This window comes from Chitinophaga caeni (assembly GCF_002557795.1).
Classification (GTDB): domain Bacteria; phylum Bacteroidota; class Bacteroidia; order Chitinophagales; family Chitinophagaceae; genus Chitinophaga; species Chitinophaga caeni.
Map to the genome: position 1 here is coordinate 4,835,618 of NZ_CP023777.1, position 17,457 is coordinate 4,853,074.

A 17,457-nucleotide genomic window follows, 5' to 3' on the forward strand; every position below is an offset into this window, starting at 1 on the left:
TAATTGATTATTCATAAATAGAAACAAAATCCAAGGTTTTACTTAACTTCGTCTATCCGTCCCAAAATTTCGCTTTTTTATGAATATCCAAAAAAATCCGAAGATTCTTGGGACTTTTTTATTGAATCTATAGTCTAATACACTTCATTGTCAACCAATAATTCATATAACGAAAAAGAGCTGCTTTTACGTTTAGAAGCCGGGGATAAGGCGGCATTCGATATACTTTACTACTATTTCGAACCGAAGTTGAGGTTATTTCTATACCCCTTTTCAAACGGCGATACCGGTATGGTTGACATCATTATTCAAGACGTGTTCGTAAAGCTTTGGTTGAAAAGGCAAGACCTTACCGGTATTGAAAAGCTGGAGTATTACCTGCAAAGAATGGCTAAAAACCGCCTGCTCGACATCCTCAAGCTACGCGACATCAGGGATCGACATAAAAAATTATACGCTGCCTTCCAACCCGGCTTCGCCAATAATGCCAGGGAACAATTACAACTAAAGGAATATTTTAACATCGCCCGGCAGGGAATGGAAAAAATGCCGGAGAGGCGCAGGATGATCTTCGCAATGAACGTCCTCGAAGGCTTCTCCATAGATGAGATTGCCAAGCAAATGGAAGTGTCCCGCGACGTTGTAAAAAAACAATTACAAAAAGCGAAAGCATTCCTAAAAGAATATATGTCCAAACATGGCGATTTGCCCGGAGCTATCTGCCTAGCCATCGTAATACTATCGCATAATTAATTTTTTTTCGTCCAACCGTCCCCTTCCACTTACGAGGTTCGTCTTATAAATGATTACACCATGATCGATAAGTCTATTATATTAAATAAATACGCCAGGAACGAGGTCAGCCCGGCAGAACATGAAGCTTTCCAGTCATGGCTAAAAACGCTTCCTGCCGGGGAGATAGAAGCCTTGATAGATCAATACGGGGAAATGGTAGCCGGTATGGAATCGCCGGGTACTGCTGCAAACCCCGGTTTGTTAGCCGGCATTTACCGCGAGATCAGTAAGCGGGAAGCTGCCGCAACGAATATCCCTATCAAGCGGCTCACATTCCGCAAGTGGACATGGGCAGCAGCCATCGCTTTGCTACTCATCGCGGGCGGCATATATGTTTGGAAAGTAAATCAGCCGCTTCCCGTTCCATCGGAATTAGCAAATAATATAAAAGATATCGAACCGGGTACAAATGGGGCGATCCTCACCCTTTCGGATGGTTCGAAGCTAGCGTTGGATAGTATACATAGCGGGACCATCAACTTGCAAGGTGGCGCGGTAGCCAAAATTTCCGGCGATATTTTGATATATGAAAATAGTGGTCAAGCGAGCAGCTACAATACGATGAGTACCCCTGTCGGGCGGCAATTTCAACTTTCGTTGCCGGATGGCACCAAGGTTTGGCTCAACTCTGCCAGTTCCATACACTACCCAACCCGGTTTACCGGGCCGGAACGGAAGGTGGATATAACCGGGGAGGCTTACTTCGAAGTAGCGCGGAATGCGGCGCAACCCTTTAAGGTTAATGTAAACAATAAAGCTACTATACAGGTATTAGGAACGAATTTTAATGTGAATGCTTATGATAACGAATACACGATCAATACAACATTATTACAGGGCGCAGTCAGGGTATTAAATTCCGGGCAACAAAGCGTCGTCATCAAACCCGGTCAACAAGCTAAAATTACCAATATCGCTTCTCATCAAGCTGATCAAAAAGGTAATATCCAGGTTATAGCAGCGGCTAATGTAGATCAAGCGGTAGCATGGAAAGACGGATTATTCGACTTCAACGGGGCTGAACTAGGTGAAGTTATGCGGCAATTGGAGCGTTGGTACGATATCAAGGTGATCTATGCCGACGGTATCCCGAACGTGGAGCTGGCAGGCAAAATGACACGCGGGGTAAGCCTTCAAGGATTATTGATCGTATTAAAAGAACTCGGTGTGCATTGCAAACTGGAAGGCAGAACATTAACGATACTCCCATAAACCAACCATACGATACTAGGGATTTATCAATGTATTTCCTGCCTTCCTGCAAGCATATTTCAATAAATATCATGCTAATATCGAAACCAACATCTATCTGTTTGTAATGTAAACTCCATTTCTCTTAGGGAATACGTGGATACCCCCTGTCATTTCATCCGGTTAACTACAAGTTGTAAGAATAGATCGTTCTTAACAGTTAAAAGATCAAAACTATAAATAAATCGATCAACTATAAATAAAAACCGCCACGGCGGCCACCGTGACGGCTATAAATCCAGTTGATTCAAAACGGTACCTAAACCAATTTTTAACAACCAAATCATTGCAATTTATGCAAAAAATCTATTTGTTCCGCCTACAGCGGAGCTACCGTCCGCCTGCCTGCAAGAGAGCAGGGCGGCTAATCAACCAAATTTGGAGGGTCATGAGATTAACAGTTCTATTACTTACAGTGGCGTTTATGTCTGTCCATGCGACGGGCGTAGCGCAGCATCTTAGCATCTCCGGCAAAAAACTCACCCTGAAGAAAGTATTCAATGCCATAGAAAATCAAACGGGTTACGTGGTGCTTGCCAACAAGAAATTATTTTCACAAAACGATACTTTCTCTTTATCTGTCGAAGACATGCCACTAAAAGATTTCCTAAACAGATTATCGAAAGACCAATCCTTGAAATACGTCATCCAGGATAAAACCATCGTGATGTCTCGCAGGGAACCTGTCCCGGTTACGATTCAATCACTGCTCGATGCCATCCCGGTGCAAATTTCCCTTTCAGGGCAAATTCTCGATGCAACGAACAATGAACCGGTTATCGGTGTCACGATCAGGATAAAAAACAGCTCCAAAGGTACTACTGCCGATGCATCCGGCCGCTTCCAGCTTTCCGAACTGGCGGAAGATGCAGTGCTGCTGATTTCCTCTATCGGGTATACATCTGTAGAAATACCGGCTCAACAACTACAATCATTCACCGCGGGAGAACCCCATACACTACAGCATGTAAAAGTTCTGAAATTAGATTCGGGAACGTTTATCATTTACCTCCAGAGAAGTACGAATAAGCTGGATGAAAGCGTAGTGGTAGCTTACGGCACCACGACCCAACGTTATAATACCGGCAGCGTTTCCAGCGTGAAAGCTGAAGACATCGAGAAACAACCCGTGAGTAATGTTTTAGAAGCATTGCAAGGCAATGTACCCGGATTATATATCAGTCAAACCAACGGGAACATCGGCTCCAGGATGAATATCTCCATCCGTCAGCAGCAATCCATCAACAGCAAGAATATGCCGCTATTCATTATAGACGGCGTACCATTCGTTGAAACTTCGTTTGCCAGCGCCGGGGCTTCGGGAAATATCGACCCGATGAACTCCATCAACCCTGCCGATATCGCCAGTATCTCCGTATTGAAAGATGCCGATGCCACCGCTATTTACGGATCGAGGGGCGCTAATGGGGTCATCCTAATCACGACGAAAAAAGGGAAAGCCTCCGAACCGCATTTTGATTTTAATATCTATACAGGCGGCGGTAAAGTGGTTAATTATATGCCGATGTTAAACCTCGATGAATACCTCGACATGCGTCATGCGGGATTTGCCAATGATAATACGACACCTGATTTTTCCAATGCGCCGGATCTTACAGTTTGGGATACTACGCAATCCAGGAATTTCCAAAAAGATTATATCGGCGGCACGGCTAACCAAACCGAAGTTACGGGAGCTTTCTCCGGAGGTAACCAATATCTACGTTACCGCTTTTCCAATACTTTCAGGCATCAGACGACACCTTTTCCCGGCGATTGGGGATATAAGCGTTATTCATCGCACCTGAGCGTTGACAATACTTCACGTAACGGCAAATTCGGACTTTCCGCATCTGCCATGTACACCAAGGAATCCAATAACCAGGTTGCCAGCGACCTTACCCGGTACGTGTATATCCTTCCGCCAAACTACCCGGTGTACAATGAAGATGGAAGCCTCAACTGGACTGGTGGATTTACGAACCCGGAATCTTTCTTGTTACAATCTGCCGAATTTAAATCGGATAATTTGTTGGCCAATGCTTCGTTGCGCTATAACATATTACCGGGTCTTGATGCGAAGGTGAGCCTTGGATATAATAAAATTTCGCAAACAAATAATACCTATCTCCCTAAATCCTCTTTAAACCCGGCTTCCAGTAACGGGCAATCCGCGGCCACCTATACATCCGATTATATCGAGAGCTATATCGTGGAACCTCAATTGACTTACAACAGGACGCTAGGAAACGGTAGGTTAAGCGTATTACTGGGCGCGACCTGGCAGCAATCCAGTTTTGCAGAGCCTTACTTTATCAGGGCTACAGGCTTTTCCAATGATAGGTTAATGAGTTCCTGGACAGCCGCAACTGATATTACATCCAAGAGCAGCAGCTTTAATGAATACAAATATGTTTCAGGTTTCGGGCGTATTAATTACATTATGAAAGACCGCTATATCCTGAACATTACGGGTCGCCGGGATGGTTCTTCACGCTTCGGACCGAATCACCAATTTGGCAATTTCGGTTCCGCCGGTGCAGGTTGGATATTTAGCAATGAACCTTGGTTCAAGCAAGCCTTGCCATGGATGAGCTACGGCAAGCTAAGGGCCAGTTACGGTACTTCCGGAAATGACCAGATAGCGGATTACGGCTACCTCGCCACATACGGGAATTTATTTTATCAATACGGAAGCACGGGAATCTATCCCTTGCGCAGCGCGAACCCGGATTACCGCTGGGAAGCCAACCGTAAACTGGATATCGGCTTAGAAACGGGGCTTTTTGACGATCAAATTTTCCTATCTGCATCCTGGTTTTCCAGCAGGACGGATAATCAACTGGTTAGCTCCCCGCTATCTGCACAATCTGGCTTTACCTCCTTTACGGGTAATATGCCCGCCTTACTTCAAACTTCAGGATGGGAGTTCGAGTTAAAAACAAAAAATATCAGCCGGAAAAATTTCACTTGGAACAGTTCATTTAATATCACTTTACCCCGTAACAAGTTGATCTCATTCCCGGGAATAGAAACGACTATTTACGCCTATACGCTGATGGAAGGAAAACCGATCAGCAATTTAAACGGTTACCGTTATACCGGTTTGAAAGACGGTATTGTTACCGTGGCAGATCTCAACAACGATGGAAAAATTACAACAGGCTTATTAGAAACAGCCAACGGCGATTACTATATCGTAGCCTCCAGCCTACCGGATTATTACGGCGGCTTCAGCAATTCCATAAAACTGGGAAGATTTCAATTTGATTTCCTATTGCAGTTTGTGAAACAACGCAAAGGCTCCATCCGTAATGCTGTCAATATTCAACCGGGAGCATTATCCAACCAGGACTACCAAATTATTTCAGACGGATTCAGACCATCCGTGTTATCCAGCAGTGAAGCTACTTACGCTTATAAAAATTATTACCTGCTTTCGGATGCCAGTTATTCCGATGCAAGCTTTATCAGGCTTAAGAACGTGAACCTGTCATACGAGCTGCCCGGTTCTTGGGCAAAAACGATCAGGATCAAATCCTCGGGAGCATTTATCAGGGCTCAAAACCTATTGACAATTACTAATTACCTCGGTTTCGATCCTGAAACGGGCGGGGCTGCTTTACCACCGTTAAGACAAATTACAGCAGGTATCCATTGCTCACTTTAAACTTGAAGGAAATGAAACAAGCACTTTTTTTATATACATGCATGATGTTGATAGCCGGTTCCATGATGAGCAGTTGTAAGAAACTGATCGAGATCGGCCCATCGAAAGATCAATTGGCTTCCAACAGTGTATTCCTGGATTCCACTACGGCGGAGGCAGCCTTAATCGGCATGTATGCTAACGTAGCCAACCCGAACCCGGGCAACGATTTGGGAACATCGGTCACTATTTTCAACAGCATGTCTGCCGATGAAACTTACCCGTACTCGATGAACTATTATGATGATTTTACCAATAATTCCTTAACACCTTTATTTTACTATATCGAAGCTGTATGGAATACGATTTATAAAAACATTTACATCGCCAATTCCGTTATCAACGGTTTGCCAAGCTCTCCCCTATCTGAATTTTACAAACAAAGAGCCACCGGTGAAGCCAAGTTTATCCGCGCATATTGCTATTTCTACCTGGTGAATGAATATGGCGGCGTACCGATCGTAACTTCTACTGACGTACATAGCACAACGAACCAACCACGCAATACGCAGGACGAAGTGTACGATCAAATAGAAAAGGATCTCAGGGATGCAGTACAGGTACTTCCCAGTACCTTGGAATATTACGGCGGCAAACGCATCCGTGCTACAACATGGGCAGCCAACGCCCTGTTAGCCAGGGTTTACCTTTACAGAAAAAAATGGGAATTAGCTGAAAATGCCGCGACAACAGTCATTAACAACCCCGGCTTATTCAAAATGAATGATTCGTTGAACCAGGTATTCCTAGCGAATAATACGGAAGGCATTTTACAATTTGTAAATGGCATTACCAGTTCATGGATCGCTAACAACTTTGTTCCGAATGCCTACACGATCACACCGAAATTTGTGATCCAAGACGGTCTTTTCGAAGATTTCGAGCCGGGCGATCAAAGAAAAGCTAAATGGGTTGGCTATAAAAGTTATGGCGGCATCGATTATCCATATCCTGCGAAATATGTTTACAGCGCGGGTGTAGGAGCCGTTGAATATAACCAGGTTTTGCGCCTTTCGGAGCAATACCTAATTCGCGCCGAGGCAAGGGCACAACGATCCAATTTTTTACAAGCCGCATCAGATATCGACAGCGTACGCTTGAGGGCAGGCTTACAGAAAACCACGGCAAATGATAAATTATCCTTGATGGCCGCCATTGAACATGAAAACCGGGTAGAATTTTTCTGCGAATGGGGACACAGGTGGTTAGATTTAAAACGTTTACCGGGACATAACGATCCTTCAAAAACGAGAGCAGACGAAGTTTTAAGCGAGATGAAAGGAAGTTTATGGCAATCAACGGATGCTTTATATCCCATCCCGCAAGGTGCCAGGAACTCCAACCGTAACCTCGATCAGAACGACGGATATTTTTAGCCTTAAACAGAAACCAAACATATGATGCGTTATCAATTATTATCCAGGCAATGGTTGCCTGTAGCCCTTCTCATGACCACAAGCGTCATGGCAAAGGCACAAGCGGGCCGCGAAAAGCCTTTCACTTTAAAGGGGCAGATTACTGCCCCCCAACATCCTGCCAAGCTATACTTTACCTACGAGGCTTCTAAAAAGCAGTTAGTCAAAGATTCTGTTCTTTTGCAAAAAGACGGGCGCTTTACTTTCAAAGGGAAAATTAGTCACCCAGTTTTGGCAAGAATTTATATGAATCCGGAAGGAGGTAAATACACGCTAAGACGTTTTTACCTGCAACCGGGCAAAATAGAAATCAGTTCCAACGGGGCTTTAGATTCCGCAACAGTAAAGGGAAGCAACGATACCCCAGTATTTGATGAATTTGTTGCGCATGGCAATCAATATAATGATGTTTTCGCAACGCTCAGGACAAGGGCTTATTATAATCGCGGGATGCAGGATTCAGTAGAAGCCATAGAAGCAGAGCAAGAAAAAGTAAGGCATCAGTTCAATAAGGAAGTGACGGAAATCATCCGTCAGCACCCGGATTCTTATGCCTCCTGGGACATGTTGGAAGGTTTCCGCATAGCAATCGATCCGAATACGATTACGCCGATGTTCGAAGCATTAAGTCCCAAGTTCAAGAATTCGGAAGAAGGGAAAGCCATGTTACAACAGATTGAAAATGCCCGGAAGATTATGGTCGGCGCCCCGGCGCCAAACTTTACCCAAAACGATGTGGCCGGGAATCCCGTTTCCCTAACATCCTTCCGCGGTAAATATGTACTGATCGACTTCTGGGCAAGCTGGTGCGGTATCTGCCGCGCTGAAAACCCCAATGTATTGAGAGCCTATAACGCGTATAAAGACAAGGGCTTCACGGTATTGGGCGTTTCCCTGGATGATTCATTGCACCGGGATGATTGGGTGAAAGCCATTAAGGATGACAATATGCCTTGGCAACAAATTTCCGATCTGAAAAGAGGCAATAATGAAGCCGCCGTGCTGTATGGCATCAAGGGCATCCCTCAAAACGTACTGGTGGATCCCAACGGCATCATCATCGCCAAAAATAAGCGCAACAAGGAACTGATGGGTACCTTGATGGCAATATTTGACAAGGGCTACAACTTGCGCATGAACGGCGAAGTAAAAGCAGATCATGCCGAAAGCATCGTTTTTAAATATTCGCGGGATGATGCCTACCGATATGATACCGTGGCGATCCGGGATGGAAAATTCACCTGGCTCAGCGTGATGCAAGAACCACAGCGGGTAGATGCCACTATACTGCCACAAAACAAACGGTTCGACTTCTTCTCTGATATCGGTTACCTCGAATTAAAAGTGAATATCGACTCGCTGCCGGACATCTCGCTAAAAGGTTCCGATGTGCAGGATGAAGCGAAACGTTTTTATGCAGCAGCACGCGAACTAAGTCCTGAGCAAAAAGAATTATTACAACAGTTGACAGATGCCACGGCTGAAGACAGGCCAAGAATCGGGGAAGCGTTGTTGAACCTATCGAGAAGTCGCTATAATACCAATGTAAAAAAATACGTTGCAGCACACCCTTACAGCCTTTTTTCATTACAACTAATAAGAGCTAAAGCGGAAGACTTCTCCGGACCCAAATACGATACTGTATTCCCATTATTCTCATCCTTGCCGCAGGTGATCCAAGGTACGCCATCCGGGAGAAAGATTGCGGCCATGCTTCCCGAGTTGAAGAAAAGCGCCAAGGGCACGATGATCGCAGATCTTTCACAAGCAGATACCAGCGGCCAGCAGGTCTCACTTCGCAGCTTCAAAGGTAAATATGTACTGATTGATTTTTGGGCGAGCTGGTGCCATCCCTGCCGCGCTGAAAATCCGAACTTGCTGAAGGCTTACAATAAATTTAAATCTAAGGGCTTCACGATCGTGGGTATTTCTTTGGACGATATCGAACACAAGTGGAAAAAAGCCATTCAAGACGATCAACTACCCTGGACACAATTATCGGATTTGAAAGGAAGAAATAACGAGATTGCCAAGTACTACAATGTTCGCGGCATTCCTTGGAATATTTTGATAGACCGGGAAGGTAAGATCATTGCAAAAGATCTCAGGGGAGTAGCATTAGATGAGCAGTTAGAACAATTGATTCAATAATGCAATTAATACCCCCAAAGTATACAGCCGTAACGATTCAGAGTTACGGCTGTTTAGTTAAATGATAGATTGGCGGTTTCGCAACCCGCTTTCATAGATTTAACAGCGGTACCGATGACTTGGATACCGGTTAATCAACGTATACTCAAACCGCTTCACTTCTGGATATCTTTGCCCACCTCAACCACGGGTGTATTACCCAAAGCATCTAATGGTGTTACTAGGCCTTTACGTTTAACCTTCTCTTGAACTTTAAGGTTTTGTTCCTGAATTTGATCCCTTACCTCATTTGTGCTGCCTGGGAAGACCTTATCTATTGGCTTGAATACCGAATCTTCCTTCCCATAAGATTGTGGGAGTTGTATAGAGGTAACCTTTGCCGGTTTCACTTCAATTAATTGACAACTGGTTATTCCAATAACAAATACTAATGCTAGGAACAATGTATATAATCTTTGGGGGCACCTGTTCATAATAAAAAAGTTAGGTTATAAAATGTAAATAAGAGCTGATGATAAGAATCTATATCACTAGTAATATAAAAATAACATAATTTTCCAGAAATTATTTTTCAATGCTAACTTCATAAAATAATTAACATCTAAATAAAAAGACCCCAAAAAGTACTTTGTAGGTGCAGTGAATGAAAAAATTACCCTATTCAAACTTCACAATCCTTCATAAATCTATAATGCCGAATCTAAGGTTACTGTTCTTTAACTCTCTTAATACATTGAACGTATCATTTATGAATCGTATTATTAACACTTATTATCGTAAAAATCATTAATGTAGGCATTATTTTCAAATACAAATTGATAATCAATATATTGAGAGGATAAACCATAGAATAAAAAGCTGTATTTCGGGGTTCGGAACTCCGGCGTTGGAGTAAAAAACCCCGGCGTTGGGGTTCGGAACTCCGGCGTCGAAGTAAAAAACCCCGGCGTTGGAGAAAAAAAACCGGTATTGGGGTAAAAAAACCCCGACGTTGGAGTAAAAAGCCCCGGCATTGGAGTAAAAAACCCCGGTATCGGAGTAAAAAACCCAACGTTGATTCTCGGAACCATGGTGATTGTATTTAATACCCAAAACTTTTGCTGGTTCGAGCTTCCAAGCTCGGACCCACGCACAATTGAGGACATTTGCAATTGTATCGGAAACAAAAAACACGCACTACTCGCACCATACACGACTATTTGTTGGATTTTTAATACAGCAGAACACGATGTACTACCAGTTGAACATTGTTCCATGTGGTAGTCCGAGCATGGAAGCCATAAGTATACCAAACTCGAGTTGTTCAATTTAATTGCCAGGTAACGATTCAATAGATGTTTCGTTTTCTGCTAAATTCATTTCCACCTAAATTTGCTCGTTTACTATTTATCTGCCCCTTAACATTTTAACTTTCTTTGCTTCCCCAAAGAAAGTTACAAAGAAAGGGGCCAAATTGGCCATTACGGCCGCCAATTTGATCGCCCGATTTAGCCGCTGTACTCCTGTATCTCCAAGCATCAGTTCTCTATTGCTTATCTTGTTTACTTAATTTTTTATAGGGAAGTTCTGGGCTGATACAGGTTTCAAATACTGCTTAATTTGAATACCTTCAATCGAAGGAGTAGTTACTACTAAGATATTTTTGGATGTTGATATGATGAGTATTTCCGGGTAAAAAATAGATTACCTTCATATGGCAGCAATCAATGTTACAAAATTTTCATCATTTAAATTCAGATAACTATTTATAATTAGTTTAATTTTCATGATTTCAAGTTCCTAAAGTCCTTTCAATCCAGGGTAAATTATCAAATGATTTATCCATTTTAAGCTGTCCCTTTGTTCGATTATAACACTAGATTTCACTTCATAGATACTCATTGATATTAGTGACTATTTACCTTCTAACAATTTCTTCTTTTGCATTTCGAATTCCTCCTTTGTTAAAACGCCATCATCATATAGTTTTTTGAGTTTGGTCAATTCGTCTGCAATACTTATTTGTTGTTTCAATTCTACTTTTATTGGCTCCTGTGTTGGATTTGGTCTAAATTCATCAGGCACCCAGATCTCCCCTTTAGCAATTGCGTTTTCGACATCTATCTCAAAATTAACTATCCCGAAGCCAATCTTTGCGTAATAAACATATCCACGCTTCTTATTTCCTCTTTTTTCTACTGATTTTATTCTATACTTTAATCCTGATTGACTTCGAGGAAACGCATTAGCAGCATTAGCTTGCCCTTGATAACCTGTAGTTGAGTAATAAGCAAAAAGAGAACCTGCTTTTCGCCTTATAAATTTAAAATCGCCATCTGGCATTGTTCCCATACCAATCTTAATATCTTGCCCCTTTACAATCTTATAACCACACGTTGCAAATAAAGTATCGTTAACAATCCTTGGCAAGGAACTATCTAAATCTTGTGAATAACTCTTCTTAATTAAAATCATTATTGTTAATACAATTAAAATTCTCTTCATAATTATGTATGTTCTTTATTAATTTATCAATTGATATAGAAACAATCATAGCGATTTTCTAGTGATCTGAATCTTTGAATATGTTATTTAATCCATTGTTATTAAATAACATTCTTCAAGGCACATTTTGTAAAATTTAAACTTTGATTTTTTTTTCAAACCTACCAACTCCGCATCAAACCTTTTTACGGTTTTTCGTAAATACTACCATCATTTCTTGCAAGTATCAGCATCAATTCAATCGGGAGCTTAAGGAGTCATCTATAACTCAGCCATTTGGTGACCACCATATGATCTCCAGGAAATCTATTTTAATCCCCAAAATTTGTACTTTTGCCTCTTGCGATATGACACGACGAAAAATTCTCCTATTATTCTCTATCCTTTTGTATGCCATCGGCACACAAGCGCAAAAAGACACGCTGGCTTCCCGTTTACTACATGAAATTGCCGCGGAGCAATACACGGCCGATAGTTTCTATTATGCAGGTATGTTTCCCAGCCACCGGTATTACGGCTATCCTAATGGTAAAATGAAACACGACAATAACGTGTTTTTTACCGGCTTGATCGCTATGACGCTAGGTGAACTGCAAAACGAGTTCGACAACCCCGACAGTATCCTTTGCCAACAAATACGATCATCTGCCGTGGCATCTTTTCCGCATTTCCGTCACCGTTCGGGAAGGAATACCTATAATTTCTGGCAAACGAACCCTAGTATGGTTTTTCCCAATTCCGGCTTTCTCAAAATGTTCAAAAAGTGGCACTCTTTACCCGATGATATCGACGATACTTCGATCTTATTGCTTGCCATGGAAGCCGACCCGGCCACGGCAAGGGAAGTCAAGAATCTGATGGAAGAACATGCCAATACCGTTCATTACTCCATCCGTAATACATTTAAAAAATACAGGGATATCCCCGCATATTCTACCTGGTTCGGAAAGAACATGCCGATCGACTTCGATGCTTGTGTTTTGTCGAATACATTGTACTTCATGCATGCATATAATATGGTCAATAGTCCGGCAGATACCGCTTCCCTGCAACTGCTCGATGCCATCATCAGGAACCGGGAATACATGACGAACCCAAGTTATATTTCGCCGCACTATGCCTATCCGCCGGTGTTGATTTACCATTTCGCGCGGCTGATCGGTCGTTACCATGATCCTATACTAACGCAACACAGTGCACAATTGGCTAGCGATGCGCGGCAACTCTTCGAATCATCCTGTAACGAGATGGAGAAAGTGATCCTTTCTACGGCATTATTATGGCTGGGGGAAGAAGCGCCGCCGGTTGATATTCAAAAAGCGGACTTGAATGGGGACTTGATATTTTTCGTGGCAGGATTTAATGCCTTGCTACCCAATCCATACAAAAAATTCTTTTCCGGGTATCATCTTATAAGCTATTATTATCGCTGTCCCACGTATAATAAGGTCTTACTTTTACAACATCACCTGCTGCGGCAAGCTATATTAAAATATAAGGGTTAAACATAAAAGCCTAATCAGGAAGCACACTTTTTAGCTTGTATGCCTGCCGTCCAATATGGCATTGCCGCCAGGTAAAGACCAGGCAATGCCAAATGTTTCGGGGTTTTTCCATATCAACGATGAGCTCTTTACGAGCTAAGCTGTTTAAGTCCGGTAATGCTCCCTGTTCACCCTGGATGTCACACAGTTGCTGTATGGCCATATCACTGAAAGAGCAAATGGCCATCATATTCAAGAGAAAAGCATCTTTACGGGATGCCGGCACGTCTAAAGATGCGATGGCTGCCTGCAAGGCCGCTACTTTTTCAGATAATAAGTTTTTAATCTCGTATGCATTTGTTGCCCGGTTAGGCAATGTTTGTTGCCCCGCCTGTAAGTCCTTCCAGGTATCGAACAAATCATTGGTAAGCTGGATAATTCCCCCGAGGAGATACCAACATTCCCGTTCGGCATCGCAAGCTTTCTGCTGTAGATAATAACAACACAATAGTACCGCGTAGCCGCCTTTTTCAAGCGTGATCCGAAGTAGCGTCTCCCCGCTTAACGGCTCGCTTTCAAATTGAGCCAATGACTCCACTTGTACCTTATAAAGCTTTTTTGAAGCTTCATCGTAAGCTACACGGTCATTTACTAGGTCCAGTAACTCCAGGTGACAGTGAAGAAACAACTGTTCTTGAATATTGCGGGGATGAAAATCCGGCGATTTAAACGAGATAGTTTGCAATTCTTCCAAAGTGAGTTCCGCATGATCAATAAAATCATCGAAAGTACTGCTGCAAATAAAATAGTAGAGGATGCGCTGTTTCTCATCCTCCGAACACAGCCGATCATTTAGCGCACAAAATGTATCGATAATCATCGGTTGATAAATACTGTAACTGACAATTACTTTACGCCTTACACTACTGGGCAGAAGACCGCCGTATTGTTCTTCCAGTTCACTCAATAACCTTTCTCCCCTAGCTGCTTCAACCTTTCGTCTCCACATAATTTGCATGACCCGCCAAACTACCCTGCCGGAAAATTTGAAAATATTCATAGTCTTAAATTCAAACAAATATGTACCTGATAAATACCATCGACAAAATACCCGTTACCATTACCAGCTTCATCCATTTACTAAGTTTCCGGTAATCCTGGATCATGCTGGCTAAAAAGACTTCGCGGGTAACTAATACCAGCGGCAAAATCACCAAGCCGATGCTATACAACGATAATGCTATAGCGCTACTTTTCCTGCCCCAGAGAGCCGGCTGCAAGGATACCAGTGTTAAAACCAGGCAAGAGAGGCAGCCGATAACTATAAACTTGGCGGCATTACAGCCCAGGACAATCGGGATTGTTCTTGCCTGGTATTGACGATCGCCATCCGCGTCTTCAATATCTTTCACAAGTTCTCGGGCAAACGAAATGATGAAAGCAAAGAAGGTATACAGCAAGGTAATCCGCCAAAGATTCACGCGGGTATAAGCCGGCATGTTAGTAGATCCAGCTTCTATAAGTGTAAGCACCGGGATTGCGGAGGATGAAATAGCTGCTACCACGATATTCCCGATAAGAAACTGCTTTTTAAAGTACGCGGAGTAACAGTATAATAAGAACATACAAATTGCAATGCAATAGAGTATAGTCCAGTTCCCCAATTGCTTGCATATCCAAAAACCTGCACCCAGCGTCGCAATATTCATTACAACATAGATACCTAGAGCGCTGGCATGGCTAATTCCATTGGTGATAAATATTTTACCGGGCTTATTTACCAGGTCAATATCCAGGTCAAAGTAATCGTTAATTATATACCCACCGGCAGCCAATAACATGTAAGCGATAGCAATAAGGATATACACCGATCCACCCGGGCTCCCGGCCAATTGCTCAAACCGCCCCAAGGGTTGAACAATACAAACCAGGAAGAGCAATTGTGTTAAAAAAATAATAACCAGGTTAGGCCACCTGATAAGTTTAAAAAATAGTGAAACCATCTGCATGATGACAGGTTTAGGGAATAATTATGAGGGATAAAAATATTAGGGAGATACTCAACTTGTAATTGAGGATAGCAAATTTAGGCTCAACGATACTACATAAAGGCATTTTGGTCAGATATTTTCGAACATTCCAACTTATTCTATTAGAACCATTTCAATCAATCCCGGAATAAGCGCGCAAATATAATACTTAATCATATTTGAAACTTGTAAATGTTCTATTCGGCTAGATAATAATCCCGGGTTAACCAACCAATTCTAATCTTTAATAAGAAATTCACAAACGGATGTTCAGTTTTAACTTTTCGTTGATCTTTTCTAAAAGTTAATTTTCCTATCTTAATTTTTTATATATAAAATCTATATGCAGATGCTAAGAAACTATGCGATAATATTTACACTCCTATTCATTGGGTGTGCACCCGGTACTGACAAAAAAGTAGCCGTCCAGGGAACAGCCGCTCCAACTTCCACAATGAATTTCTATTCGGAATCTGTCAAAGACAGCTTTTCCATTTTCATAAGTTTACCGGAAGGATATGCAGACAATAATCAATACCCGGTGGTTTATATCCTGGACGCAAACCTCTACTTTGATATTTTTTCAACCATTGTTAAAAAATACAGCGAGGTCGGTTTATTGCCACCAGCAATTCTTGTAGGCATTGGATATAAAGATTTTCCCATGATGGATTCATTGCGGTGCAGAGATTATACTTATCCCTTAGCCATCCCTGAATACGAGATGAGCGTTAGCGGGAAAGCTGATAAATTCCTGTCATTTATTCGAAACGAGTTAGTCCCGGAAATAGATACTAAATACCATGTTGATAAAAATAAACGGGTCTTGATGGGCCATTCATTAGGCGGGTATTTTACACTCTATGCCCTTCAACAACAATTATCTTCCCGGGATAACCTCTTCGGTGGGTACATCGCTGCAAGCCCTTCTCTTCATTATAATCACTACTATTTATTGGATGCATTTGAAAAGCTAAGCAAGCAGGATAGCAATCCAGCAAAAGTATATACCACCTTTGGAGGTTTGGAAGATGGCGAAAGTACGGAGGACTCAACCATGCTTAAAACAGATGAATCGCTTTCGGCTTTATCTAAATCATTGAAAGGTAAGGAGGGCATAGAGTATAAAGGGGAAGTTTTTTCGAACCTCGATCATATGGATACCCAATTGCCCAGCTTCGTGAAGGGCATGCAATGGGTTTTGCAATAAATGATTGCCGGGGAATTTGTTTTCATCTTGAATGATACATCTCCAAAAAAATCCGCATAAGGTTTATGTTTTATGCGGATTTTTCTTGTTACCATTTTAGTTAATCCCGCAGCATTAAACTCGAATATTTTCTGAGTATATTTATAATTACCGGTTAAGGAACCAATTGAATTCAGTCACCGCAACTTTTCCGTAACTTGAGTAGCAGCAATACTTCATTCACTCAAATATTTATAACGAAATATCATTTCATTGGTTATTATCCCAGTTAAATCAAGCTATTAATAATTTAACCCCTGTAATTTTGAGGAATCCTTTTACATTATGCTATATTGAGTAAAGTTAGGATTTTCATAATGCAAGAATATTAATAACAAACAATTCGGAGAGAAATTAAAATAACATTCATAATCTTCTCGAAAAATAACTTTAATGACTACGATAGAAAACCAGATAATTGAGACTTGGTTCATCAATCACCGGACTAATTTAATGCTCATCAATTCCCTAACAGAAGAAGCGTTAAATTATACCACCTCTAAGCGTGGCGGTGGAACTATCGGGCACCAACTCGCCCACATTTATAATGTGAGATATTGGAAACTTGAAAAATATGATAAATCGTTAATCGCCGACCTTACAACAATTACGGCAAAAGACATCAAGACAATTTCAATGCTTAGCGATTGCCACAAAGTTTCAGCAGAACTTATCGGCAAAATCTTAGGGGACGGAATTAAAAAGAATGGTGAAATAAAAGGTTTCAAACGGGGGGTCGTTCCCTTGCTTGGCTATTTTATTTCCCACGAAGGACATCATAGGGGCAATATTTTATTGACATTAAAAAATTGCGGTTTTAAAATACCCGACGAACTTAAGTACGGGATTTGGGAGTGGAACAAAATATAGACCGGGTCCAATTGAAAAC

Annotated in this window: 13 protein-coding genes; 8 read left to right on the forward strand and 5 right to left on the reverse strand. The window is 41.9% G+C overall.

Translation table 11 applies throughout. The features are described 5' to 3' along the window. Positions 1 to 147: 147 nt before the first annotated feature. The 5 genes from COR50_RS20115 (at position 148) to COR50_RS20135 (ending at position 9,321) form a co-directional block, all read left to right on the forward strand. A complete protein-coding gene (locus COR50_RS20115; RefSeq protein WP_098195661.1) occupies positions 148 to 753 on the forward strand; it encodes an RNA polymerase sigma factor in 606 nt (201 codons plus the stop codon). 60 nt (positions 754 to 813) lie between these two features. Further along, entirely contained in the window at positions 814 to 2,007 is a 1,194-nt protein-coding gene (locus COR50_RS20120; RefSeq protein ID WP_098195662.1) for a FecR family protein, read from the forward strand. A 427-nt stretch (positions 2,008 to 2,434) separates the two neighbouring features. Then, a complete protein-coding gene (locus tag COR50_RS20125) occupies positions 2,435 to 5,716 on the forward strand; it encodes a SusC/RagA family TonB-linked outer membrane protein (RefSeq protein ID WP_157761024.1) in 3,282 nt (1,093 codons plus the stop codon). An 11-nt stretch (positions 5,717 to 5,727) separates the two neighbouring features. Then, positions 5,728 to 7,131, forward strand: a complete 1,404-nt coding sequence (locus tag COR50_RS20130) for a RagB/SusD family nutrient uptake outer membrane protein (RefSeq protein ID WP_098195664.1) — start codon at positions 5,728 to 5,730, stop codon at positions 7,129 to 7,131. Positions 7,132 to 7,152: 21 nt separating this feature from the next. Next, positions 7,153 to 9,321, forward strand: coding sequence for a redoxin domain-containing protein (locus COR50_RS20135; RefSeq protein ID WP_098195665.1), 2,169 nt, complete (start codon positions 7,153 to 7,155; stop codon positions 9,319 to 9,321). A 155-nt stretch (positions 9,322 to 9,476) separates the two neighbouring features. Here COR50_RS20135 and COR50_RS20140 read toward each other — a convergent pair whose 3' ends face one another. From COR50_RS20140 to COR50_RS20150, 3 genes are all read right to left on the reverse strand, one after another. Next, complete coding sequence (locus COR50_RS20140) at positions 9,477 to 9,794, reverse strand: hypothetical protein (protein ID WP_098195666.1); 318 nt, start codon at positions 9,792 to 9,794, stop codon at positions 9,477 to 9,479. A gap of 288 nt (positions 9,795 to 10,082) precedes the next feature. Next, complete coding sequence (locus tag COR50_RS20145) at positions 10,083 to 10,391, reverse strand: hypothetical protein (protein ID WP_157761025.1); 309 nt, start codon at positions 10,389 to 10,391, stop codon at positions 10,083 to 10,085. Positions 10,392 to 11,214: 823 nt separating this feature from the next. Continuing rightward, entirely contained in the window at positions 11,215 to 11,805 is a 591-nt protein-coding gene (locus tag COR50_RS20150; protein ID WP_098195668.1) for an SHOCT domain-containing protein, read from the reverse strand. 347 nt (positions 11,806 to 12,152) lie between these two features. Between COR50_RS20150 and COR50_RS20155 the strand changes: the two genes are divergently transcribed. Beyond that, complete coding sequence (locus COR50_RS20155; protein WP_157761026.1) at positions 12,153 to 13,310, forward strand: hypothetical protein; 1,158 nt, start codon at positions 12,153 to 12,155, stop codon at positions 13,308 to 13,310. 10 nt (positions 13,311 to 13,320) lie between these two features. On the opposite strand, the gene COR50_RS20160 is transcribed toward COR50_RS20155, so the two are convergent. Further along, on the reverse strand, positions 13,321 to 14,349 hold the full coding sequence (locus COR50_RS20160; protein ID WP_098195670.1) for a class 1 isoprenoid biosynthesis enzyme: 1,029 nt from the start codon (positions 14,347 to 14,349) through the stop codon (positions 13,321 to 13,323). 10 nt (positions 14,350 to 14,359) lie between these two features. Continuing rightward, entirely contained in the window at positions 14,360 to 15,298 is a 939-nt protein-coding gene (locus COR50_RS20165; protein WP_098195671.1) for a geranylgeranylglycerol-phosphate geranylgeranyltransferase, read from the reverse strand. A 370-nt stretch (positions 15,299 to 15,668) separates the two neighbouring features. Between COR50_RS20165 and COR50_RS20170 the strand changes: the two genes are divergently transcribed. Both COR50_RS20170 and COR50_RS20175 read left to right on the forward strand, forming a co-directional pair. Beyond that, the gene (locus tag COR50_RS20170; RefSeq protein ID WP_157761027.1) at positions 15,669 to 16,529 is read left to right on the forward strand and encodes an alpha/beta hydrolase; all 861 of its coding nucleotides are present in this window, start codon (positions 15,669 to 15,671) and stop codon (positions 16,527 to 16,529) included. A 432-nt stretch (positions 16,530 to 16,961) separates the two neighbouring features. Continuing rightward, positions 16,962 to 17,438, forward strand: a complete 477-nt coding sequence (locus COR50_RS20175; RefSeq protein ID WP_098195673.1) for a DinB family protein — start codon at positions 16,962 to 16,964, stop codon at positions 17,436 to 17,438. Positions 17,439 to 17,457 lie beyond the last annotated feature (19 nt).